The sequence below is a fragment of the Nitrosospira briensis genome, assembly GCF_900115125.1.
Lineage (GTDB): Bacteria > Pseudomonadota > Gammaproteobacteria > Burkholderiales > Nitrosomonadaceae > Nitrosospira > Nitrosospira briensis_A.
The window spans coordinates 65,812-89,584 of the sequence record NZ_FOVJ01000009.1 but is presented as its reverse complement, the minus strand read 5'-3'; the positions used below and the strand labels follow the sequence as shown (position 1 = coordinate 89,584).

Annotated in this window: 22 protein-coding genes and 1 other RNA gene; 13 read left to right on the top strand and 10 right to left on the bottom strand. The window is 53.8% G+C overall.

Features of this window, described 5'->3' with window-relative positions; genetic code table 11:
• From BMZ14_RS13605 to rluB, 6 genes are all read left to right on the top strand, one after another.
• Positions 1-171, top strand: a 171-nt coding sequence (locus BMZ14_RS13605) for a methane monooxygenase/ammonia monooxygenase subunit C (RefSeq protein WP_218145043.1), incomplete at its 5' end; no start/stop codon positions are given.
• Positions 172-605: 434 nt separating this feature from the next.
• Positions 606-704, top strand: an RNA gene (gene ffs / locus BMZ14_RS13600) — signal recognition particle sRNA small type.
• A 131-nt stretch (positions 705-835) separates the two neighbouring features.
• Positions 836-2,491, top strand: a complete 1,656-nt coding sequence (gene dnaX / locus BMZ14_RS13595) for a DNA polymerase III subunit gamma/tau (RefSeq protein ID WP_074798509.1) — start codon at positions 836-838, stop codon at positions 2,489-2,491.
• A gap of 15 nt (positions 2,492-2,506) precedes the next feature.
• Complete coding sequence (locus BMZ14_RS13590; RefSeq protein ID WP_177186991.1) at positions 2,507-2,830, top strand: YbaB/EbfC family nucleoid-associated protein; 324 nt, start codon at positions 2,507-2,509, stop codon at positions 2,828-2,830.
• A 102-nt stretch (positions 2,831-2,932) separates the two neighbouring features.
• Complete coding sequence (gene recR / locus BMZ14_RS13585; protein ID WP_074798505.1) at positions 2,933-3,532, top strand: recombination mediator RecR; 600 nt, start codon at positions 2,933-2,935, stop codon at positions 3,530-3,532.
• Positions 3,532-4,416 (top strand): 23S rRNA pseudouridine(2605) synthase RluB, encoded by an 885-nt coding sequence (gene rluB / locus BMZ14_RS13580; protein WP_083396802.1) that lies wholly within the window; start codon positions 3,532-3,534, stop codon positions 4,414-4,416. Before recR ends, rluB begins: the two co-directional genes overlap by 1 nt.
• 521 nt (positions 4,417-4,937) lie before the next feature.
• Here the strand turns inward: rluB and prmB are convergent.
• Positions 4,938-5,834, bottom strand: coding sequence for a 50S ribosomal protein L3 N(5)-glutamine methyltransferase (prmB, locus tag BMZ14_RS13570; protein WP_074798501.1), 897 nt, complete (start codon positions 5,832-5,834; stop codon positions 4,938-4,940).
• Here prmB and BMZ14_RS15200 point away from each other — a divergent pair.
• Entirely contained in the window at positions 5,739-5,987 is a 249-nt protein-coding gene (locus tag BMZ14_RS15200) for a hypothetical protein (protein WP_177186990.1), read from the top strand. The genes prmB and BMZ14_RS15200 overlap by 96 nt on opposite strands.
• Before the next feature lie 2 nt (positions 5,988-5,989).
• Here BMZ14_RS15200 and dapE read toward each other — a convergent pair whose 3' ends face one another.
• The 3 genes from dapE to dapC form a co-directional block, all read right to left on the bottom strand.
• On the bottom strand, positions 5,990-7,123 hold the full coding sequence (gene dapE / locus BMZ14_RS13565; RefSeq protein WP_074798499.1) for a succinyl-diaminopimelate desuccinylase: 1,134 nt from the start codon (positions 7,121-7,123) through the stop codon (positions 5,990-5,992).
• Between the two features lie 256 nt (positions 7,124-7,379).
• Entirely contained in the window at positions 7,380-8,201 is an 822-nt protein-coding gene (gene dapD, locus BMZ14_RS13560; RefSeq protein WP_074798497.1) for a 2,3,4,5-tetrahydropyridine-2,6-dicarboxylate N-succinyltransferase, read from the bottom strand.
• A gap of 53 nt (positions 8,202-8,254) precedes the next feature.
• Positions 8,255-9,448, bottom strand: coding sequence for a succinyldiaminopimelate transaminase (gene dapC / locus BMZ14_RS13555; protein WP_074798495.1), 1,194 nt, complete (start codon positions 9,446-9,448; stop codon positions 8,255-8,257).
• A gap of 82 nt (positions 9,449-9,530) precedes the next feature.
• Here dapC and BMZ14_RS13550 point away from each other — a divergent pair, with 82 nt between their 5' ends.
• Both BMZ14_RS13550 and BMZ14_RS13545 read left to right on the top strand, forming a co-directional pair.
• Positions 9,531-10,430, top strand: coding sequence for a DMT family transporter (locus BMZ14_RS13550; protein ID WP_074798494.1), 900 nt, complete (start codon positions 9,531-9,533; stop codon positions 10,428-10,430).
• 80 nt (positions 10,431-10,510) lie between these two features.
• Positions 10,511-11,458 (top strand): D-2-hydroxyacid dehydrogenase, encoded by a 948-nt coding sequence (locus BMZ14_RS13545; RefSeq protein ID WP_074798492.1) that lies wholly within the window; start codon positions 10,511-10,513, stop codon positions 11,456-11,458.
• A gap of 88 nt (positions 11,459-11,546) precedes the next feature.
• Here BMZ14_RS13545 and BMZ14_RS13540 read toward each other — a convergent pair whose 3' ends face one another.
• The gene (locus BMZ14_RS13540) at positions 11,547-12,062 is read right to left on the bottom strand and encodes a thermonuclease family protein (RefSeq protein ID WP_256208644.1); all 516 of its coding nucleotides are present in this window, start codon (positions 12,060-12,062) and stop codon (positions 11,547-11,549) included.
• Between the two features lie 463 nt (positions 12,063-12,525).
• Here BMZ14_RS13540 and BMZ14_RS13535 point away from each other — a divergent pair, with 463 nt between their 5' ends.
• From BMZ14_RS13535 to BMZ14_RS13520, 4 genes are all read left to right on the top strand, one after another.
• On the top strand, positions 12,526-12,945 hold the full coding sequence (locus BMZ14_RS13535; protein WP_074798490.1) for a rubrerythrin family protein: 420 nt from the start codon (positions 12,526-12,528) through the stop codon (positions 12,943-12,945).
• A gap of 125 nt (positions 12,946-13,070) precedes the next feature.
• The gene (locus BMZ14_RS13530; protein ID WP_074798488.1) at positions 13,071-14,399 is read left to right on the top strand and encodes a heterodisulfide reductase-related iron-sulfur binding cluster; all 1,329 of its coding nucleotides are present in this window, start codon (positions 13,071-13,073) and stop codon (positions 14,397-14,399) included.
• A 116-nt stretch (positions 14,400-14,515) separates the two neighbouring features.
• Positions 14,516-15,118 carry a DUF3501 family protein gene (locus BMZ14_RS13525; protein WP_074798486.1) on the top strand — a complete coding sequence of 201 codons (603 nt, stop codon included), beginning with the start codon at positions 14,516-14,518 and terminating at the stop codon, positions 15,116-15,118.
• Positions 15,115-15,645 (top strand): CNP1-like family protein, encoded by a 531-nt coding sequence (locus BMZ14_RS13520; RefSeq protein WP_074798484.1) that lies wholly within the window; start codon positions 15,115-15,117, stop codon positions 15,643-15,645. The genes BMZ14_RS13525 and BMZ14_RS13520 overlap by 4 nt, the downstream gene beginning before the upstream one ends.
• 336 nt (positions 15,646-15,981) lie before the next feature.
• On the opposite strand, the gene BMZ14_RS13515 is transcribed toward BMZ14_RS13520, so the two are convergent.
• From BMZ14_RS13515 to BMZ14_RS13495, 5 genes are all read right to left on the bottom strand, one after another.
• Entirely contained in the window at positions 15,982-16,326 is a 345-nt protein-coding gene (locus BMZ14_RS13515) for a protein tyrosine phosphatase family protein (protein WP_074798482.1), read from the bottom strand.
• A 50-nt stretch (positions 16,327-16,376) separates the two neighbouring features.
• A complete protein-coding gene (proB, locus tag BMZ14_RS13510; RefSeq protein ID WP_074798480.1) occupies positions 16,377-17,495 on the bottom strand; it encodes a glutamate 5-kinase in 1,119 nt (372 codons plus the stop codon).
• Between the two features lie 156 nt (positions 17,496-17,651).
• On the bottom strand, positions 17,652-20,852 hold the full coding sequence (locus BMZ14_RS13505) for an efflux RND transporter permease subunit (protein ID WP_074798478.1): 3,201 nt from the start codon (positions 20,850-20,852) through the stop codon (positions 17,652-17,654).
• Between the two features lie 55 nt (positions 20,853-20,907).
• On the bottom strand, positions 20,908-22,107 hold the full coding sequence (locus BMZ14_RS13500; protein WP_074798527.1) for an efflux RND transporter periplasmic adaptor subunit: 1,200 nt from the start codon (positions 22,105-22,107) through the stop codon (positions 20,908-20,910).
• Between the two features lie 44 nt (positions 22,108-22,151).
• Entirely contained in the window at positions 22,152-23,528 is a 1,377-nt protein-coding gene (locus tag BMZ14_RS13495; protein WP_074798476.1) for an efflux transporter outer membrane subunit, read from the bottom strand.
• Positions 23,529-23,773 lie beyond the last annotated feature (245 nt).

The following is a 23,773-nucleotide window of genomic DNA, read 5'->3' as shown; positions in this document are numbered from 1 at the left end:
TGGTTCATGGAAGAACTCTTCAGCGCGCCATTGCATTGGGGCTTCGTGGTATTGGCATGGGCTGCCCTGTTTGCTGGCGGTGTCGCGGTGCAGATCATTGCCCGATTCTCCAATCTGCTGGACGTGCAGTGGAACAACCAAAGCAGGGCGATTCTGGATGACGTCGTCTAAGTCTGGATCGTAACTGTTACGGTTCCGCTCCCTGCCTTGGCAGGTAGCGGAACCGGTTAGGTCGAATAACCCGTATTGTTTATATTTCCCCTCCTTCACGGAAACTATTACTACCTGACAATACGCTTCTCCGATAACTTTTAAGAAACGGTGTTGCGCCTCATAAAAGGCGGATGGCAAAAATGTGTCCGCGTAATGCTGGTGGCGCTCAGTGGGGTACAAGTCGGGGTCGAAGGCGTTCCCGCGCTTCCCTGACGGCCTTGAGGAGGACGAGTAATTACCGGCGGTGAGCAAGAGAATTGGAACAGATATTTAGCAGATTGCTCTTGCAAAGCCGGATGCTGTCTGCGGCATGCATGTTATAATGACCCATATGCAGTTTCGGGGGTTTCCCCCAGTTGTTTTGCCTCCTGAACAATCAACTTTTAACTTATGGCGGGCCTCCCCGCATTGCATAGTAGCCAACCTGGTCAGGTCCGGAAGGAAGCAGCCACAGCTATTTTCTGCAAGTGCCGGGGATCAGGCTCGCCACCCTTTTTGTTTGCACAGGTGGACGACTGTACGGAACCGGTATCAAGCCGGTTCTGTTCCACCTCAACGTTGTAAGTAGAACATCTTGCGTTCTTGCCGGCCTTCAACTTTAGCCTAATTCTCTTCCGATATCGTGTCCCAGACCCAGGTTCTTGCACGCAAATGGCGCCCTAGGAGCTTTTCAGAGCTGACCGGACAGGATCACGTGGTTAAGGCGCTTGCCAATGCACTTGAGCAAAAGCGCTTGCATCATGCTTACCTCTTTACCGGCACGCGCGGTATCGGCAAAACGACGATTGCCCGCATATTAGCCAAGGCTCTCAATTGTCAGACGGGTATCACGGCCACGCCCTGCGGCATATGTTCCGCCTGCATGGAAATTGATGGGGGGCGTTTCGTCGATTTGATCGAGATGGATGCTGCTTCCAATACGCAGGTTGAAAAGATGCGCGAATTGCTGGAAAACGCGCTTTATGCGCCCACGGTAGCGCGTTACAAGGTTTACATTATTGATGAAGTACACATGCTCTCCAAATCGGCTTTCAATGCGATGCTGAAAACGCTGGAAGAGCCGCCGGAACACGTCAAATTCATACTGGCTACTACCGATCCTCAGAAGATTCCGGTAACGGTTCTGTCTCGCTGCCTGCAATTCAATTTGAAGCAGATTCCGCCACCGCTGATCGCCTCGCACCTCAAGCACGTGCTGGAAAAGGAGCATATCGGGTGCGATGCTGCATCACTGCAATTGTTGGCCCATTCCGCGCAGGGAAGCATGCGCGATGCCCTGAGCATTCTGGATCAGGCAATTGCCTTCGGTGGAGGAAAGATTGAAGAAGCAGGAGTGCGGGGCATGCTCGGCGCCATTGATCAGAGTTACCTTTATGATCTGTTGAGTGCCCTGGCACTGAAAGACGGTGCGCGGATGCTGGCGATAGCCAATGCGATGGAAACCCGGGGTCTGTCGTTTGATATGGCGCTACAGGATTTGGCGACGTTGTTGCATCGCCTTGCTCTGGCGCAAATCGTGCCCGCCGCCATTGGCGAGGATACCCCGGACAGGGCGCGGCTCCTTGAATTGGCAGGAACATTCCTCGCGGAAGATATTCAATTGTTTTATCAGATTGCCATTCATGGGCGAGATGACCTGAGTCGAGCTCCGGATGAATACGCCGGTTTCACGATGACGCTGATGCGTATGCTGGCTTTCGTGCCCGAGGAGATAGCAGCGGAAGGAAAAGGCGCAGCAATGCCAGTGGAAAAAACAGCAGCCCCCATAGTGCGCAGCAATTCCTGTAAAGAACCGGGAGTGGACAAGAAGCCAGACGCTGATACAGAAGTAAAGTATTCTCCGTCACCTTTTCCGGAACCCCCACCAGCTGCACAGCCCGACTTTGACATTAACTCATTCAGTAGCGGCTGGGTGTCGATGGTAAATCAGCTGAAGTTGAGCGGCATGACGAAAATGCTGGCCCAGCACTGCGAAGTGAAGAATGTCTCACCGAACGAAATCGAATTTTGTGTGCCAGAGGTGCATAAGCACCTGCTGGATAAAGCCTATCAGGGGAGAATGCAAGCTGCATTAAGGGAACACCTGGGCACGCCGGTCCGGCTGAAGTTCTCCGTGGGGGTTATCACGGGCATCACTGCTGCGGAGCTGGTGAATCGTGAGAAGCAGGAGAAGCAGTCGCAAGCAATCGCTGCCATCGAATCAGACCCGTTTGTCCGGGATATGGTGGAGCATTTCGATGCAAAACTGATCGTTTCTTCGATCAAACCCATTCAATAGCGGAGGAAGAAAATGATGAAAGGTGGCTTGGGCAATCTGATGAAACAGGCTCAGCAAATGCAGGAGAACATGAAAAATATGCAGGAGAAATTGGCTTCGATAGAAGTCGAGGGCCAATCCGGCGCGGGCATGGTCAAGGTAGTGATGACCTGCCGTTATGACGTGAAGCGCGTCAGCATAGACAGCAGCCTCATCGGCGACGATAAGGATATGCTGGAAGACCTCATTGCAGCAGCCGTAAATGACGCAGTGCGACGAGTCGAATCCACCACTCAGGAAAAAATGGCGGGTTTTACCTCCGGGTTGGGCTTGCCGCCAGGGATGAAATTGCCGTTTTAGTTTTATCTCGAAGAATAGTCCTGGTCGCGGTCGGTATCCGCAACGTCCGTTCCTGAAACAGCATGATCATTCACGTTTCAGTGCTTTCTCTTCCTATGCTTAGTGAAAACCCCAACAAGTCTCGATGACCTGATAGACGCTTTGCGCTGTCTGCCTGGCGTGGGTCCCAGGTCAGCGCAACGTATGGCTTATCACCTGTTGCAGCGCGATCATGCTGGTGCAGAGCGCCTCGCCAGTTCGCTTGCTTATGCGCTGGGGCATATCAGGCATTGTGAGAAGTGCAACAACTTCACCGAAGACATGATATGTGAGTTATGCCGTTCTCAACGGCGGGATGCAGCGTTGTTATGTGTCGTAGAGATGCCTGCGGATTTGCTGATGATGGAGCAGGCTCACTGCTACCAGGGCATGTATTTTGTACTAATGGGCAGACTTTCGCCTTTGGATGGCATTGGTCCCAGGGAAATTCATTTGGACAGGTTGGTGAAGCGCGCGCAGGACGGTGTGATACGAGAGGTCGTGCTTGCAACCAATTTCACTGTGGAAGGAGAAGCAACTGCACATTATATCAGCGAGCTGCTAAGTAATAAGGGGTTGAAAATTACCCGTATAGCGCGTGGATTGCCCGTGGGCGGGGAACTGGAACACGTGGACAGCGGTACGCTGGCGCAGGCGGTGTTTGAGCGAAGAGAAATTTCGTAATGAAAACCAGGCCGCAGAAGCCAACAAAGCACTCCAAGCCGTCCAAGCCGCCAAAATCTCCAATACGGCCGAAATTGGCCCGGTCGCCGGAAGCGATAACGAAAAAAAAGCCAGCGCTCGCAGGCGCCAGCGCAGACTCTGCCGTTGCCCCGGCTATCACTCAGAAGTTGCACAAGGTACTGGCGCAGGCAGGGTTGGGCTCGAGGCGTGAGATGGAAGAATTGATAGTTGCTGGAAAGGCAACTATCAATGGAAAGATCGCGAACATAGGCGACCGGGTCGGGCCCGAAGATGTAGTACGTGTAGGAAAGCGCGTGATTCATTTCAGGTCTGGTGGACGTCTGCCGCGGGTCATGCTCTATCACAAGCCGGAAGGGGAAATAGTCAGTCGCGATGATCCGCAAGACCGTCCTTCGGTGTTTGATAAATTGCCGCAATTGCAATCGTCCAAGTGGATAGCAATCGGCCGGCTGGATTACAACACCAGCGGACTATTAATCTTTACCACTGACGGTGACCTGGCTAACCGCTTGATGCATCCGCGTTTCGAAGTGGAGCGCGAATATGCGGTACGGATTATGGGACGCCTAAGCCCGGAAGTAGCGGAACGGTTGACTACAGGCGTGGAACTGGAAGACGGCCCGGCAAAATTCGATTATTTGTCGGATGAAGGCGGCGAGGGCTCCAACCACTGGTATCGGGTTATATTGAAGGAAGGCAGGAATCGCGAAGTGCGCCGTATGTTCGAAGCGGCAGGGATGACAGTAAGCCGGTTGATGCGCGTACGTTTTGGCCCGATAAATCTGCCGCCACGTTTGAAACGCGGGAAGTGGATGGAACTGGACGAAACCGAGATAAAACGTCTTCTGGCGCTGGTTACTTAAGCATGTATTGCAGTTAAGCCAGAATCAGCAGGTAGTTCAAGCGCACGAAAATCGCTGCTATGTGTAGTTGTTCCGATGGACGAAAAGTTTCCCGGGGTTGCTGAAAGTGGACCGGCTCTACAAACTACCGATCCACCCCGCTCAATACCCCTCGAATCAGGAGTTAAAGACAACAATCAAAGCTATCGTGGACGCCACCATGCCAAGGAAATATGAAATGGCGAGAAGCCTTCCAATTTTCATAATCGCCTCCTTTGTCGTGGTTGAGTACAAATGGTAAAGCGCGACAACTTGTGAATTATTTGTGAATTATTTGCTATCTATATGTGAAGACACTTTTTTGGTGACCAAAGTTCCCCTCTACAGGCGGGCATCACCTTGAAACATCTCCTGGAGTCCCTCTGAAAGAGAGCTGCGGCGGGCTAACCGTTGTTTTACTTACGCGTGCTTCGATATACCCATTTGACGAAGTATATTGTTCGTTTATTCGTGAATCGGTTCCACGTAAATTCTCGCGACTGTCATCGCGGAAGCTGATTGCGTTTCAGCAGGAAAACAAACTCGTCGCCAGCACTGGTTTCAATCCAGGTGAAAGGCGTATGAGGGAAGGCGCGTTCCAGAGTCTCTCGATTATGGCCTATCTCCACGATCAGCAATCCCCGGTCATTCAGGTATTTCGCGGCATTTTCCAGTATTACCCGCGTTGCCTCCAGCCCATCTTCGCCGCTCGCCAGAGCATTATGCGGTTCGTGCCGATACTCCCCTGGCAGGCCCGCCATGGAGGCTGCGCTGACGTATGGCGGGTTGCTGATAACGAGATCGTAGCGTTGGCCTGACAACCCGGCGAACAGATTGGATTGAATGATGTTGATCCTGTCCTCAAGGTTGTAATTCCTTACATTTTTTTGCGCGACCGAAAGCGCCTCAGTTGAGATATCAGCGGCATCTATGGCCGCATTTGGGAAGGCATGGGCAAGTAATATGGCAAGGCATCCGGAGCCGGTGCAAAGATCAAGCGCGGAATGGATATCGTCAGGTTCTTCTATCCAGGGCGTGAGCTGGTCTCGCAGTAGTTCGGCAATGAATGAGCGCGGGATGATAACGCGTTCGTCTACGTAAAAATTGAAATCTCCCAGCCAGGCTTCTTTGGTGAGGTAGGCGGCAGGGAGTTTTTCAACCGTTCGACGTTCGATAATGTTCAATACCTGCTCTCGTTCGGCTGTCGTGAGGCGGGCATCGAGAAACGGGTCAAGCTGGTCGAGCGGAAGATGCAAGGTATGAAGAATGAGATAAACCGCTTCATCATAAGCTGAGGCGGAGCCATGGCCAAAAAAAAGCCCGGCATCGTTAAAGCGGCTTACGGCGAAGCGAAGCAGATCGCGGAGGGTTTGGAGTTGGGTTTTGGCTTCGGCATACATAAGTTGAACCACGACTTTCGGTTTCGCTTGCGCAGGGCAAGCGAGGATGATTCGTATCAGTTCAAATCCAGATCGCTGGTACTACAGATCGGGCTGATGACCGAGATTTCAAGCGTATCGGGTTCGCCCGCCCCAGCTGGCTCCAATCCATGAAATCATCTCAGTAGTAAATTGTTTAGTGTCAACCGGTAAATTTGCGGAAGCTGTCCCAGGTCTTCTACTTCCACGTATTCGTTGAGCTTGTGGATGGTAGCGTTGCGAGGACCCATTTCCACCACTTGGGGACAGATGTCGGCGATGAAACGTCCGTCGGAGGTTCCACCGGAGGTGGAAAGCTGCGGCTCGATTCCTGTCACAGTTGTGATCGCGCGGGCTATCGCGTCAACCAGATCCCCCCTGGGCGTGAGATAGGGCTTGCCGGAGTTTTCCCACAGCAGGCTGTAATCCAGCTTATGCCGATCCAGAATTTCATGTACCCTGGCTTGCAGCGACTCGACGGTGCTGGCGGTCGAGAAGCGAAAATTGAATAACATGGCAACTTCACCGGGAATAACATTGGTTGCGCCGGTACCCCCCGCAATATTGGAAATCTGCCAAGTGGTGGCTGGAAAGTATTCATTGCCCTCGTCCCATTTGGTTTGCGCCAGTTCGGTAATGGCGGGGGCTGCGAGATGTATCGGATTCTTTGCCAGATGGGGGTACGCAATATGGCCCTGTATGCCTTTCACCGTCAATTTGCCTGATAAGGAGCCGCGCCTGCCGTTCTTGATCGTATCGCCAAGCTTGTCCACGCACGTTGGTTCGCCGACGATACAATAATCGATCATTTCATTACGCGCTTTCAGAACCTCCACTACCCGCACGGTACCGTCTATCGCCACTCCTTCCTCATCTGAAGTAATAAGCAAGGCGATAGAGCCTCCGTGGTTGGGATGCTCTGCTACAAAGGCTTCAATTCCCGTGATGAACGCCGCAATCGATCCTTTCATGTCAGCCGCACCCCGGCCGTAAAGCCTGTCATTTCGAACGACGGGCTCGAACGGATCGCTTTCCCATTTTTCCAGTGGTCCGGTGGGTACCACGTCAGTATGGCCAGCGAAACACAGCAGGGGACCGTCTGTTCCGCGCCGTGCCCATAGATTATCAACTTCGCCGCAGCGTATTCTCTCGATTTTGAAGCCGATTTTTTCAAGGCGGTCAATCAGGATTTCCTGGCAGCCTTCATCGAAGGGGGTCAGCGAACGGCGGGCGATAAGAGCTTGTGCAAGAGCGAGGGTGTCATTGTGCATGGATATATTCCTGAGAAAAAAACTACCGGTTCCGGATGAGCGGGAATAAGAATATTACTCACCCTATTGACTATTAATTTGGCGAGCAACAATAAAAAGGTCATGCCGACCGAAACCGGTATTCAATCGTGCAAAGCACGCGATGCTGGTTTCGGCTGAATTCCGGGTCAAGCCCGGAAGGACGAAATCTTCCCGCTAGACAATAATATGCGTTCCGGTGGAGCGAATACCCCGGGTGAAATGACAACTCGTCAGACTAAATTCCGCGCAGCAGTTCATTGATACCGGTTTTCGCACGCGTTTTTGCGTCCACCTGTTTTACAATTACCGCGCAATACAGGCTGTATTTCCCATCGGCGGAGGGGAGGTTTCCCGACACCACTACCGATCCGGGCGGGACGCGGCCGTAGCTTATTTCGCCCGTTTCGCGATGATAAATCTTGGTACTCTGGCCAATATATACACCCATTGAAATTACCGCGTTCTCCCCTACAATCACTCCTTCGACAATTTCCGAGCGCGCACCGATGAAACAGTTGTCCTCGATAATAGTCGGATTTGCTTGCACGGGCTCCAGCACGCCGCCTATGCCCACCCCACCCGAAAGATGTACATTTTTGCCGATCTGGGCACAGGAACCTACCGTAGCCCAGGTGTCCACCATTGCGCCCTCATCAACGTAGGCGCCAATATTGACATAGGAGGGCATCAGCACGACATTGCCGGCAATGAAGGACCCCTTTCGTACCGCTGCGGGGGGCACGACACGGAAGCCGCCATTACGGAAATCCTTCGAACTGTAATCGGCAAATTTTGAGGGCACCTTATCGAAATAGTTGGAAAAACCCCCTTTGATGAAGCTGTTGTCTTCCATGCGAAAAGAAAGCAGCACGGCTTTCTTGATCCATTGATGCGTGCGCCAGTCGCCGTTGATTTTTTCCGCCACTCGCAGTTTTCCACTATCCAGCATCTCCAGTACCTGCGTGACGGACTCCTTGAGTTTGGCCTCCACATTACGAGGTGTAATCTCTGCACGACGTTCAAATGCTTCTTCAATGGTGCTTTGGAGCTGATCCATGATTTTTCCTTTGGGTATTCTGTTAATTTGATTACTGGCTGCCTACTGGCGTCCTATAGGCGGGATACCAGTATGTTTATCCGCTCGGCAGCGGCGGCGCATTCCATGAGCGAGGCCACCAGTGCGATCCGAACAAAATTCTCGCCCGGGTTGATCCCATGCGCATGCCGTGCCAGATAACTGCCGGGTAAAACTGTTACATTATAGTCGCGATAGAGCTTACGGGCGAACTCGACATCGTTCACCGGCGTGTTTAGCCACAGGTAAAAAGCGGCATCCGGCATGGATATGGGCACGCTTCCCTTAAACAATTCAGTTGCTGCGGTGAATTTCCCCCGGTAGAGGCGGCGATTCTCGATAACATGAGTCTCGTCATTCCACGCCGCCTCGCTTGCGGCTTGCACTGCCGGGTTCATGGCGCTGCCATGGTAAGTGCGATAGAGCAGGAATTTTTCCAATATGGAGGCGTTGCCTGCAACAAACCCGGAACGCATGCCGGGCACATTGGACCTTTTGGAGAGGCTGCTGAACACCACAAGCCGGGGAAAGCCGTGGCGGCCCAGGCGATGGGCTGCTTCGAGGGCGCCGAGAGGAGGCGCGTTTTCGTCAAAATAGATTTCGGCATAGCACTCGTCCGAGGCAATGATAAATCCGTAACGGTCGGAAAGTTCGAATAGCTGGCGCCACTCATCCATCGACATTACCCTGCCGGTAGGATTGCCGGGTGAACAGACGTAAACAAGCTGGGTGCGAACCCATGTGTCGTCCGGCAACTGCCCATAGTCGAGTGCAAAATTATTTTCCGGCAGCGTATTCAGGAAACAAGGAGTGGCGCCAGCAAGCAAAGCCGCGCCTTCATATATCTGATAAAACGGATTCGGACAAACTACAATTGCTCCTGGACGTGATGCATCAATCACTGCCTGGGCAAAAGAGAACAATGCTTCGCGGCTGCCGTTAACGGGGAGAATCTCCTTATCGGGATCAATTGACGGAAGGCAATAGCGCCGTTTCAGCCAGGCCCCGATGCTGGCGCGTAGCGATGCCGCCCCAAGAGTTGTCGGATAAAGCGCCATTCCGCCGAGGTTGTCCGCCAGAGCCAGGCGGATGAAATCAGGCGTTGCATGTTTCGGCTCGCCAATATGGAGCTTGATGGGAGAGAAGGCCGGCTCCGGTTCGATTCCCTCGAACAGCTTGTTGAGCTTCTGGAAGGGGTAGGGCTGTAGACGGTCGAGATTGGGATTCAATTTAAAGGCTGGGAAGGCGTGCTGAAACCGGTATTCCCGTATTGCGTCATTGATCGAAGCAGGATTATAAAGGCCGGCCGTCTTGCTAACCAGTCAAAATAAGCAAAACAGGCGAAATGCTCTACCGGTAACGGCCCTGCTCGCCGGCGCCATTATCTGGGGTCTGCTGTGGTACCCCTATCGATTACTCGAACAAGCCGGGATAAGCGGGCCAGTCGCAACCGCGATTACTTATATAATCGCCTTACTGCTGGGCTCGGCCGTATTCCGGAATCATTTGCGAAGGCCGCACCTATTTGGCGGCAAGCCACATTTGCTGTTCTGGATCGGGCTGTTCGCGGGCTGGACGAATCTTGCCTATGTGCTTGGCGTGATCCACGGTGAAATCATGCGGGTCTTGTTGCTGTTCTATCTCGCGCCCTTATGGACCATAGTGTTCGCACGCGTCCTGCTGAACGAGATACTAAGCCTGCACGGGTATCTGGTCATCACTTTTTCGCTGGCCGGTGCGATAATCATGTTATGGCAACCCGAAAACAGCGGCTCCCTGTATTCCTCCTATGCAGACTGGATGGGACTTTCGGCCGGCTTTACGTTTGCGCTGTCGAATGTGCTGAGCCGCAAAGACCAGCACCATAACGTTCAATTGAAGTCGTTGGCAGTGTGGCTGGGAGTGGGGCTCATAGCATTGACTTACAGCCTGTTTCTGTCCCCCGTGCCGGTTTTGAGCGATATCTCCGGCAAAATGTATCTGCTCCTGCTGGGGGTAGGGCTGATTGTACTTGCCCTGAGCGTGATCATGCAATATGGCCTTACCCATACGCCCGCAAACCAGGCTAGCGTGATCATGCTTGCCGAATTGGTTGCCGCGGCAATCGGGGCTTATTTTCTCGCCGATGAGGCAATGACAAAGAGGGAATGGATAGGTGGCGCGATGATCGTTTCAGCCGGTTTGTTTTCGTCCAGGATGAATCGGGCGTAACATGAACAGTTCCGGCATTGTGCTGTCATTGGGTCGGTTGTAGCATTAGCATGCAATGGACTGGATAAGGGCAAGTGGATATGCATCATGTAGTTTTTCTGGAACGGGATTCATTGAAGGTAAAGGTGCGCCGGCCTGGGTTCGAGCATACCTATGAAGAGCATGCCCGCACGAATGATGATCAGGTCGTGCCGCATCTGCAGAACGCGACGGTGGCCATCATCAACAAGGTGGGATTGAGCGAGGAAACGCTCGCGCAATTGCCCAAGCTGAAAATGGTTGCAATCGCCGCAACGGGGTATGACAGAATCGACATTGCCGCGTGCCGCAAGCGCGGTGTCGCGGTGGCGAATATCCGCAACTATGCGATTCATACCGTGCCGGAGCACGTGTTCGCGATGGTGCTCGCGTTGCGCCGGAATTTGCTTGCATACCGGCAGGAAATCGAACAGGGGGCATGGCAGAAATCGGAGCAATTCTGCTTGTTCACTCATAGTATCAGCGAACTGTTCGGCGCCACCATGGGTATCGTCGGCGAAGGCGCTATCGGACGGGGCACCGCTGCGATTGCACGCGGGTTTGGCATGCGCGTTCTATTTGCTTACCACGCATCATCCAAGAAGAAAGACGTGGTGCTCACGCCATTCGATCAGGTGCTCGCCGAGTCCGATATACTCTCGCTGCATTGTCCCTTGACGCCGGCCACACGGGACATGATAGGCATCAATGAACTGCGCAGGATGAAGCGCAGCGCCCTGCTGATAAATACCGCTCGTGGCGGATTGGTCAATGAGTCGGCGCTGGTTCGCGCGCTGGACGAAAATCTGATCGCCGGCGCCGGTTTCGATGTGCTCACTACCGAGCCGCCCACGAACGGCAATCCCTTGCTCGATCTCCACCGCCCCAATTTCATCCTGACGCCGCATGTTGCCTGGGCTGCAGCCGAGGCCATGCAATTCCTCGTCGATCAGTTGATTGATAATATCGAAGCCTGGGTGGCCGGCAAGCCGCAGAATCTGGTTACCTGAGTAGAGGATGACGGATGCTTCCGCGGATTGATTTCCAGTATTGTTTCTATTATTTTGTTGAAGTGCCAGTCCAACTCCGCTGCCGATGCTACCCCCGTGAATGCCATTTCCAGGGTGGTATGGGAGATTCATATGACCACAATCCTCGCCTTGCAGCGCGTGCTTCTTCCTGAAGCTGAAGAAGTTCCCTATCCTCCACCGGTTGGTCTGCTACCCATGCCATTCCTCGCCGCACCTGCTCCGCGTTAACTTCCACTCCATTACAATTAACCCTTGCCAACATGCGCCCATAGTAATCCTTGCTTATTGAGCTGAGTTCTGTTTCTACCCAGAAGCATAAGTCATGGAGGGATTGCCTGGAATCAATGGCAAAGGGTTGATCTCCTTCCGGGGCGTCTATTCCAGCCAGACGTACCCTTACCAGTTCCTGATTTATAACGACGGTGATCGAGTCCCCGTCAACAATGCGAACTGCTTTTGCTTGTATTATCTCCTCGTCAGGACCTGCGGCTGAAAGAGGAGCGGCAATAAGGCTTGAGAACGCAAAGATCGCTGAAGCCATCATTACTTTAAAGGGAAGGTGCTCGACGAGTTGCAGACGCATTTTTCTTTGTGGGAATTCCAAAAGGCAGAGGATCAAGCGTTGCCCCGGTTTTTGCCTCGGTGAGTTGTTCTTCTTAAAAATTCCATTGTGGCATAGATGAGCCACGATTTTGATATCGTCCAAAGGGAGGATTATCAGGCCGCTATCTGCTATCTAGTCAGCGCTTCCCTGATTTGCCCTTGATAACCTGTTTTTTATTTCCGCATGGCCACTGGCTTTTTGCATCTGTTTATTTAGCCAGTCTTTATTATCATTAAAATATGTTATCGATAATAAGCTCGTGTATTTTAAGACAAGTGAACCGCTCGGTTGACAAGTAAAGTCTCCTTCGATAGTCTCATATGGCTCAGCTGCTGACGTCAGGCAGTCTGGTCTCACACGATTCGGTGTATCCGGGGCGGGCAGTCCCGCGAAAGCCTGATCAGCTTGACTATTGGCAACTTGAATTAACAGGAGGAAATACATGGAACTTAAAGGATCGAAAACCGAAGAAAATCTGAAAGCTGCGTTTGCCGGAGAATCCCAAGCCAACCGCCGCTATCTTTATTTCGCGAACAAAGCGGCTGTTGAAGGCCAGGACGATGTGGCAAACATATTCCGCACTACCGCTGAAGGGGAAACCGGACATGCCCACGGTCATCTGGAATATCTGGAAACCTGCGGCGATCCTGCTACGGGCATGCCTTTCGGCTCATCTCGAGCCAATCTGCAAACAGCCATCGCTGGCGAGACGCATGAATATACCGATATGTATCCCGGCATGGCAAAGTCTGCCCGGGAGGAGGGTTTCGATGAAATCGCGGACTGGTTCGAGACGCTGGGCAAGGCTGAGCGTTCCCACGCGAACCGTTTTCAGAAAGTGCTGGATAACCTGACCGAGTAAGTGTAAACCGGAATAAAGGGCGGGTTGAATGCCTTGATTCGACCCGGCCGGCTCTACTACTCCGACTACTTATTACTCCCAAACTTCCGCCTGTTTTATTTTCCCATCCTATTTATCATATAACCATGGCCCAAGAAGGCAGCCTGGAGCCGCCAAAGCGTCATCCAATCGACTGGGAAAACCCTGACTTTTATGACGAGCCCAAGCTATTCAACGAGATGGAGCGCGTCTTCGACATCTGCCATGGTTGCCGCCGTTGCGTAAACCTGTGCACTGCGTTTCCGCGACTGTTTGATCTCATAGATGAGGGAAGCACGGGCGAACTGGACGGGGTGGAGAAGACAAAATACTGGGAGGTGGCGGACCGTTGCTATCTTTGCGACATGTGCTTCATGTCAAAATGCCCTTACGTGCCCCCGCATCCGTGGAACGTGGATTTTCCACACCTGATGCTGCGCGCCAAGGCGGTCAAACATAAAAAGGGCGAGGTCCGTTTTCGCGACAAGCTGCTTTCCAGTACCGATACCGTCGGCAAGCTTGCCAGCATTCCGGTAGTGGCACAGACGGTAAATGCCGTTAACAAGGCGCCCGCTGCTCGCAAGTTGATGGATAATATCCTCGGTATTCACGCTGAACGGAAATTGCCGGATTATGACAGTCGCAACTTCCGTCCCAATGCCCGGATCAATTCGTCACACGAAACTCGTGATGGCCCGCTAACATCAGGCAAGGCTGCAATCTACTCCACCTGTTATGTCAACTATAACGAGCCCGGGATCGGTCACGATTTGTTGAAAATACTCGACCATAATGAAATTCCGGTATGCCTGGTGGAAAAAGAGGCTTGTTGTGGCATGCCAAAGCTGGAGCTCGGCGACCTGCCTGCGGTAAAAGAACTTAAAAGCAGGAATATTCCCCCGTTGGCGAAGCTGGCGAAAGAGGGATATGCAATACTCACACCGGTGCCGTCGTGCACGCTCATGTACAAGCAGGAATTGCCGCTCATGTTTCCGCGGGATGAGGACGTGAAAGCGGTAGCGGATGCAATGTTCGATCCGTTTGAGTATCTCATGTTAAGGAACCGGGACGGGCTGCTGAAGACCGATTTCAAAAAGCCCCTGGGCAAGGTTTCGTACCACATCCCCTGCCATTTGCGCGTGCAGAATATTGGACAGAAGACCAGGGACTTGCTGCAACTGGTCCCCGATACAAAGGTAAGCGTTGTGGAGCGCTGCTCGGGCCATGACGGCACCTGGGGTGTAAAAAGCGAGTACTTTGCCGATTCCATGAAAATCGGCAAACCGGTATTCAGGCAAATGGCGGCGCCAGGCCCCGATTACATCAGCTCGGATTGCGCCATTGCGGCTCGTCATATTCAGCAAGGGATGGGGGAAACCAGGGCGCTGAAACAGCATCCGCTGACGCTAATCCGCATTGCGTATGGACTTGACTAGGACTCGACCGGGAGCGCTGGATTGAAAGACCTGGCTGAAGTATCTGATGAACCGTCAGTTGAACATCTGGTAGAGCCGTACTTTGCCTTATACCTTTCACACATCTCAATAAAAATATGCCTCACATTAGCCGCGACAGCCTGATAACCCTGGAGGCCTATGCCAAAGTTCGGCAGGAATTCCGCGCCCGGGTCATGGCACACAAAAAAAACCGCAAAGTTCATCTGGGCGGGAATATGATGCTTATTTTCGAGGATGAATTGACCATAAGGTACCAAATTCAGGAAATGCTGCGGATAGAAAAGATATTTGATGAAGCTGGCATACAGGATGAATTGGAAGCGTATGGCCCCCTCGTTCCGGATGGCGCCAACTGGAAGGCGACCATGATGATCGAGTATCCTGACCCCGCCGAGCGCGCCGTGAAGCTGGCCGAATTGATTGGCGTGGAGGATCGGGTCTGGGTTAAAGTGAATGGCTGTGATCCGGTTTATGCTGTCGCCGATGAGGATCTGGACCGGGAAACCGAAGAAAAAACCTCCTCTGTCCATTTTTTGCGGTTTGAACTGGCGCCGGGTATGATAAAAACATTGCGGGGCGGTGCCCCCCTGAGCATGGGCGTCGATCACCCGGCTTATGAAGTTCCGGCCGTAGAAATAGTTCCTGCGGTACGCGACTCGTTGATCAAGGATTTGACTGCGGACCTGACGGCGGAATGAACAGACTTCTATTACTGCTGTTCTCGCTTTCGGCTGCGGTTCCGGTTGCAGCTTACGCCCAGCAGCAAAAATTTGAATATGAATTCGATCACGAAAGGCCGTGGGTTGAACTGCAGGCGCAATTGCCCGCCTATCCCAAACCGGAAAACCTGCTGCAATTCGATCCCGGACCGGTCAGCACGAATCTTCATTATGTCGATGCCCCCTCCATTACAGTCGGAGAGGACGGTGTGATACGCTATAGCCTCGTGGTCAAGTCAACAGCGGGGGCGATGAACGTAAGTTACGAGGGGATACGGTGCCAGACCGCGGAAAAAAGAACTTATGCCTATGGCCGTAGCGACGAAACCTGGGCGCGTGCAAGTCTGTCTAAATGGGCTGATCTCGAAAATATTGCCCAGAATTACGCCCAGCGCGCCCTCTACAGATATTTTTTCTGCCCGCTCGGATTCCACATGGTAAGGGATGCGGATGAGGCTATCCAGGCGTTGAAAGCCGGAATCCACCCAAGAGCGATTCGGTATTAGGCAAGCAAAGAACGGAACATGCCCGCTACCCCTGCCGACTTTCGATTATATGCAGGCAATAGTCCTCAGATTGCCCGGCAATTTTGCTGCCTGTCCGCTTTTTCAGTTCGAGCGCGGCAGCTATATGATCCGCGTGGATTATGCGTTTAAACGCTATAGATTGTTGTCAGTCCCAGCCGTCGTACCTCGGCAAGATCACGTTCCACCGACCTGATAACGATCGATCAACAAGGCTTGCCTTGTTTCCTCACAGCCGAGCAGATAGCTTAGGTGCTGGATAAAAGGTCGAACAATTGACGAAATATCACAGGAGCCTTTGCTGGATTCGAGGACGGGTCAGGCATCGAACATCATCGCGCGCTCATAGAGCATTTTAGAACGAATTCCCAGTCGGCAATACCCCAGGATGGGGCCGGGCAATTCGCTGATCAGCGTTTTGAACTGCTCGACGTGCGTTTCATTTATTTGTCCCGGTACGATCGGCAGGTAGGCGAATTGGAGGCCCAGTTCTTTTGCCTCGGACTCGAGGAGATTGTGAGCCGGATGAGCGCCGCCGTCCTCGTCATCCGGGCGATTGCAAATGACGCTTTTGAAGCCGCCAGCTTTGATATCGGTTAAATCCTTGGCGCTTATCTGTGGGCTTGTCGAAAAATTATCGTTAATTGTAGTAAGCGGCTTCATTCGTTATTCCTCAGGTGATATTGAACACTATGACATTCTAGGTCAGTTCTCTACAGCAGAACCAGGTTGTCTCGATGGATGAATTCGGGCTCACCGACATAACCCAGGATAGTTTCTATTTCGTTACTCGCCCGCCGCAGAATCCGCCGGGTTTCCGCGGCATTATAGTTAGCGAGTCCACGGGCGATTTCGTTTCCATGGGGGTCAAGGCAGCCCACGACCTCACCGCGTCCGAAATTACCGCTGACATTTGTCACACCTATCGACAAGAGACTTTTGCCGCCGGTCGCGAGCGCCTTCACCGCGCCTTCATCCAGCGTGACATTTCCGCGAATTTGCAGATGATCGGCAAGCCATTGTTTGCGCGCAGCCAGCGTCATGGTTTCCGCCAGCAGTTGAGTTCCAATGGCTTCTCCCCGGGCGAGGCGAATCAGTACGTCGACTTCATGCCCCGACGCGATCACGGTGTGCGCGCCGCTGCGTGCCGCGCGTTTTGCCGCCGTTACCTTGGTCAGCATGCCACCACGCCCGATGTCGCTTCCGGCGCCTCCCGCCATGGCTTCGATCGCAGGATCACCCGCCCTGGCTTCCTCCACCAGTCTGGCTTGCACATCCTTGCGCGGGTCTGCGGTGAACAACCCGCCCTGATCGGTAAGAATCACCAGCACATCGGCTTCTATCAGGTTTGTTACCAGTGCGGCGAGGGTATCGTTATCCCCAAAACGGATTTCATCCGTCGCCACCGTGTCATTTTCGTTGATGACCGGGATCACATTCAGACTTAGCAGGGTAATCAGGGTTGAGCGCGCGTTAAGATACCTTTTGCGGTCGGATAAATCTTCATGGGTGAGCAGGACCTGTGCGGCATGCATTTCGTGGCTGCGAAAACAGCTTTCATAGGCCTGTACCAGCCCCATTTGCCCGACGGCAGCAGCAGCCTGCAACTCGTGCAGCGCATGTGGGCGTTTTTTCCAATTCAGGCGCTGCATGCCTTCAGCTATCGCGCCGGACGAGACCAGCACGACATCCTTGCCCATTTGCTTGAGCCTGGCGATTTGCTCCGCCCAGCGTGCGAGCGCGGCATGATCCAGCCCCTGTCCCTGGTTGGTGACGAGGCTGCTGCCAACCTTGATAACGATACGCCGCGACTGTTTTAAGATGGATTCCATACCTGATTCCGCGTGATGAGTACGTAACTCACGCTCTGGCTTCTGAATACTCCGGATCATTAGTGTGGAACATTGGACTGGCAACAAGAATCTGGTCAAACCAGGCAATCAAAATGGCACGTGGGGCGGTGAATAGTATAAGCCCTGCCATTCTCTTTATAAAGACGGCGTCGAGCGAAAGGGCAAGCTGGATGGGGACAACCCGGATTTCTCTACAATCGCATAGCAGACCGGCGTCAGTATCAGGCTGGCGGTCATGCCAACCAACAGACCAACGGTTAGGGAGAGAGTCATCGGGACCAAAAACTGGGCTTGCTCACTGGTTTCCAGCAGAATGGGGAGAAATCCGACAAAGTTGGTGAGGAAAGCCAGCAGGATGGGCCGAAAACGAGCGGTACAAGCTTCGAGGATGAGTGTTGCCACCGGTTGACCCGTGTTTCCGCGTTTCTGTACATAATCCAGCAGCACAAGACTATCATTCACTACTACACCGCTAGCGGCAATCATGCCGACCAGGGATTCCATGGACAGCGGCAAGCCGATCAGCCAGTGCGCCCACACTGCGCCGCTCCAGGCAACGGGCGCACCCAGCAGGAAGATCAGCGGCTTGACGTAGGAACGAAATGGAATCGCAATCAAAGCATAGATTACTATCAAAGCCGCGCCCGTAAACAATACGAGTGCCCGGGCAGCGTCCTCCTGCTCCTGGCGTTCTTCACCGATGTTGACATCCAGTCCGGGAAACTGCCGTTTTATCCGGGGGATTTCTTCCGCTGCCAGCGCGGCATAAATCGCGTTGACATCCGTTATCCCTGGGTCGACCTGCGCCTGAATTTTGAGGATTCGCTGCCGGCTCTGGCGGAGGAGTTTTGCCTGTCCCGGCATCAGATCGATTTCGGCGAGGGTCCCTAAAGGGGCGTGCCCCCCATTCGGCAGGCGAATCGGTAGGCTCTGAAGATCATCCAGAGACTGTCTTTCGCTTCGAGGCAGCCGTACCATCACCTTGACTTCATTTCGCCCTCTTTGAAACCGGTGCACCTCGTCGCCGTAATAAGCATGCCGCATTTGTTCGGCGAGGTCTTCCAGGCGCACACCGAGGCGTTCGGCTTCAGGCTTCGCGCGGAGGCGAACTTCCGGCTTTCCGGGTTCGGCGGAATCCACTACATCATATACGCCCGGGTAGCCTGCCAGCTTTTGTTTGAGCTGTGCTACGGCCGAGCTCAAGACTGCTGAATCAGAATGGCCCAGATCGAATTCAATGTCGTAGGGAAGATCGCCTTCCTTGTAGAGGAAATCAATCTTGGCACGGCCAATGTCGCCGATACGCTTGCGCCACTCCCTGATGAAATCCTCGACGACGATATGCCGCCGTCCTGCCGGCGACAATTCGGTCCAGAAACCGGCGGTGTGTTCCGTGATTATCGTTTCTATACCGACGATCACGCTTTGTTGAATGTCCGGGTCCTGAACTCTGGCTTCTCTATCTATTTCCTCCCGGATTTCCAGCAAGGACCGTTCCACTTTTTCCGCGATTCTGCGAGTTTCGCTGTACGACGTATCCTGGGGTAATTTCAGATAGACCCAGAAGCTGCCTTTTGTCACGTCCGCCTGCAATGAAAGCCGGACATGACCTCCGGCTACCAGCGCGGCAGCCAGCATCAGCAGGGTGGCAAAAGCGGCAATAGTGAGATAACGCCAGGAGAGGGCTTTTTCGAGTAACGGCTCATAGACCCGGTGAATAAAATTCTGCAAACCGTGATTGAGAGTCTTGCGCAACCGCATTAGCGTAGTAGGGGATGAGGCAGGTTCTGAGGGTACCGCCAGATGAGCGGGCAAGATCAGGAGTGCCTCAACGAGGGAAAACACCAGGGTCAGAATCATCACCAGACAGATTGGCCTCATCATCTGGCCGGCCCAGCCGGGCAGAAACAAGCCGGGCAGGAAGGCGACAAGGGCGATCATTACAGCCAGGACAACCGGCAGCGCGACCTCGCGGGCACCGGAAATGGCGGCCTCAAGATATGCCAGATTCCTCAGGGTTCCAGCCATGAAATGCGTGCCCCTGCCGGATTCCCGCAAGCCGGCGGCATCGACCGCTTCCTGTTTGGCATAAATGGATTCTCCGATGATTATGGCATCATCCACCAGAATTCCCATTGCCAGCAGGAAGCCGAATAGCGACAGCATGTTAAGGGACACATCCAGCGCAGGCATCAGCCAGAAGGCGCCGAATATCGAGGTAAGAATCCCGATGCCGGCCCAGATGGCCACCTTGAGATGGAGGAATAGAGTCAGTATGAGGCAAACCAGTACGAAGCCGGTCAGCCCATCCTCAAGCAACGTTCCGATGCGTTCTTCATATGCCTGGGAGTCGTCCCACCAGGTGGTCAATTCCACCCCCCCTGGCAGTTCCCCCTTCTTTTCTGCTACATAAGCCTTGACCCGCCTCGCCACTTCAACGGTATCTCTTTCGGCATGAATTTCCCAGCCTTGCGCCGTTTCCCCGTTATGGTGCCATTCCGACAGGCGCTCTTCCAGTCCGTCCTTCACGACTGCCACATCGCGAAGCAGTATCCGGCTGCCATCGGCATTGGTGCGAACTACCAGGTTTCCCGCTGAAACGTTATCCTGAGCCTTGCCTTTAACGCGAAGCAATAGTTCCCCCATCGGATTCTTCACTACTCCGCCAGGCAAATCTATCGAGGCGCGCCGTACTGTCTCGGTAACCTCATTCAGCGATATACCGTATTGGCGCAGCCGTTCCGACGAGACCTCGATAGCGAGCTCGTAAGGCAGATCATAATAATTGTGCGCACGGGTGACACCGGTAATTTTCGATAATTCACCCTGAATTTGATCGCTGAGGCGCTTGAGCGTAAGTTGATCGGTAGGGCCATGTAACGCAACCCAGATCACGCCATCGTCACCAATGCGGGTTGAGGGCTGTACGTCTATTTTTTCCAGGCCCTTTGGCAGGCGCTGTACGGCTTGTACGCGCCCGCGCACTGCGATCATGACCTGATCCTTATTGTAACTTGGCAATACCGCCAGCTTGATGGTGCATTCCCCCTCGATAATTTCCGAATTCAGTCGCTTTACACCGGGTAAATCGTAGATTGCCTCCTCGATCCGGATGCAAACCGACTCCTCGATTTCCAGCGGCCCCGCCCCGGGATAAGTTGCCTTGACCTCGACCTGATGGGGCATAAAACGAGGAAATACTTCCTTGTCCATCAGCACCATGCTCCCGGCTCCACCAAGCAATATCAGCCACATCAGCAGATTAGCGGCAACCGGATTGCGGGCAAACCATGCAATTAGTCCGGATGAAGGCGAGGTGGAGGTTGTTTTCTTCACTTGAAGAAATGCCCGCCAGGCAAACGGGGCGAAAAAAGCAGGAAAGGCGAGTGCCTCATGGTGTCCCGCCCGCGTCGGATTTGGCCGCCTTTTCGAATTTTTGCTCTGGCCTTGCAGCCTGGATCTTCACTTTCATGCCTTCGATCGGTATGTCGATTCCGGCAATTACCAAACGGTCTCCCTTGTTGAGGCCACTTTTTACCAGGACACGATCCGGCTCACTGCGCAGGATGTCGAGGCGGCGAATACGCAACCGGTCTTCCGCATCGATCCACAATGCCTCCCGCGCCCCATTGACAGCGCCCGGAGGTAGTTCAAATACATCGGATTGTTCTCGTCCTTCGATTTCCGCCTTAACGAATAATCCCGGCATGAGCGGCGGCTGGCCGGCTTCTTCTGCATAAGGATTTCTTATCTCGGCCACGGCGTGGAGCAGGCCGGTTTCCTCATCCAGCGCTCCCTCGGCCCGGACGATGCGGCCTTCCCAGCGCCGCAGGGCGCCCGCCAGCTCTGCGCTCAGGGTGACTTTCGGGCCTGTTTCCGGTTTACTGTTGCGGTGGTCCAGGAGGAGGTCGAGATAGGCTAACTGATCGGTAGCCAGCGGCAGACGCACCTGGGCGACATCAATGGCATAAATACGCGCGAGTTTTTCGCCGGGCTGAACGTATTGCCCGAGACCGATATGCTTGTTCCGCACTCTTCCGGAAAACGGTGCACGCCACTCGCACCGGCTACGCTGCAATCGCGCTTTGATGAGATCGGCTTGTGCAGCTTTCAATTTTGCGTACGCTTCTGCCAATTGCGGTTCGCGCAAGGTCAGCGGTGTGGGTTGTCCTTCGCCAAGAACCTTCCATTCGTTGCGCGCCTGCTCCGCCTGGGCTTCTTCCATTGCGACTTGCCGTTCGGCTTCTGCGATCCGGGCGAGCGCCTCCGCTATTGCATAATCATAATCGCGGGGATCCACCGTGATCAGTATCTCGCCGGCTTCAAAAAACCCCCCGGCCACAAGGCTGGGGTGGAGCCGGATGATCTGGCCCGCGACTTCGGGCACCAGGTCGATTTCGGTGCGCGGCACAACAACGCCCTGTGACTGGATGTTGAGCTTAAGTGTCCGGGGCTCGACGCTGATTACCTGCACCAGCGGCGTTTTACTCTCTGGTAACTCGGATTTTGCTTGCGGGCGATGAACGACAATTGCCCATGAAATGCTGATGCCTGCCAGCATCACGAGAACGGGGAGAATGATTTTGAGCATGCCCTTGCTTGTTAAATTTTCTAGCACGCCTGATTCCCAGATTTTCAAATGCCGCCTCCCAACGCCAGAAAAAGATTGATTCGATTGCTGAGAAGTTGCCGCTTGACGGATAGATGAGCACTCTGTGCAATCAAGGTGCTACGATAACTGTCCAGCAATGTAAGGATTTCGATATATCCCAGTTGGTAGGAATAGACTGCCAGCTTGCGGCTGGCTTCCGTTTGCTCAACGGCTTTTCGCAAAGCCTTTTCCTCTTCCCGCAACCACTCATCCGCGGCAAGTACCTGCTCCACCTCCCTGAATGCGTTAAGTGCGGCATCCTTGTATAGATTAAGCGCTTGCTCGGCTTGAGCTTTATTAAGCTGAATCTCACCCTGGATTCGCCCTCCGGTGAACACTGGCTGGGCCAAGCCAATAATCACATTCCAGGCCAGTGCCCGGGGGTCGACCAGGTCGGTCAACGCGGTGCTGCGCATTCCTCCAGCAGCAGTCAGCGCAACCCGGGGCAGCAATAATTTCCTTGTACCTTGCAGACGTGAGTCGGCCGACCGCAGGCGATCAAATGCCGCGACAAGATCGGGCCGTCTTTCCAACAGTTCTGAAGGCAGCCCAGCGGGCATACTGGGAGGAGGCTCTGGCAGTTTGTATGTTTCCGGCAGGGCTCCGGTCGGATAGCGCCCTAGCAGAACCTCAAGCCCACGCGTAATTATCTGAATCCGGTTGCGTGACTGGGTGAGTTCGGCTTCCGCAGTGGCAAGATCGGTGAGCGCGAGACGCACATCGAGCGCTTTTGTCAAACCCCGCGCAAAACGTCCCCGTACCAAGTCGACTATTACACCGCGATCCTTCACCGATTGCTCAGCCACAGCCGCCTGCAGCCTGGCTTCAGCCAGCTCGAAATAGCCCTGCGCCACCCGGGCGGCAAGAGACAAACGGGCGCCATGAAAATCGGCTGCCGTCGCATCCGCCTCTCTTATTGCCGCTGTCTTCAAGTCATTTATTCGTCCCCAGACATCCAGTTCCCAACTCAGGCTGAATATGGCCTCGAAAACGCTGAAGCGTGCCGATCCGAATCCCGCATCACGAATCTGAGCCTGCTGGTAACCAGGTACCAGCAAAAGTTGAGGCCATCGCGCCGCCCCCTCAATTCGGGCCTGGGCCACTGCAGCCTTTACCCGTGCTGCGGCCGCCTTCAGTTCATAGTTCTCCGCCAGCGCGCTACTCACAAGCGCGCTCAAGCCGGGATCATCAAATGTTTCGACCCAGTTCCCGGGTGCCGGTTGAGGCGATTCGCTACTTGCACGCCACTGGTCCGGTATTGCAGCTCCCACATCCCCGGCGTGCCGCTGCGGCGCCGTTTTGCAGCCCCCGATGCCAAGCAGGAAGAGCGAAATAACGCTTATCGCAATTATCTTTGGCATTTCACTACGCGGATTTCGAGAGGGATACGATAGCGATATTCCCGGTTAGTAAACATTATTATCCGCAAACGCTTCCGTCCACAATCCTGCGAATTGACGGATTGTAGCGCGAGATAGGCTGTAGTGCGCGCTTCCTGGGTGTGCCGGGGTTCCCGCCCGGCTTCATGAATAAACGCATGTAAAAAAGATGGGCGAACCAGACCGCTGGGCTGTAACAAATTCTGTACAACTACCAAATTCATGGA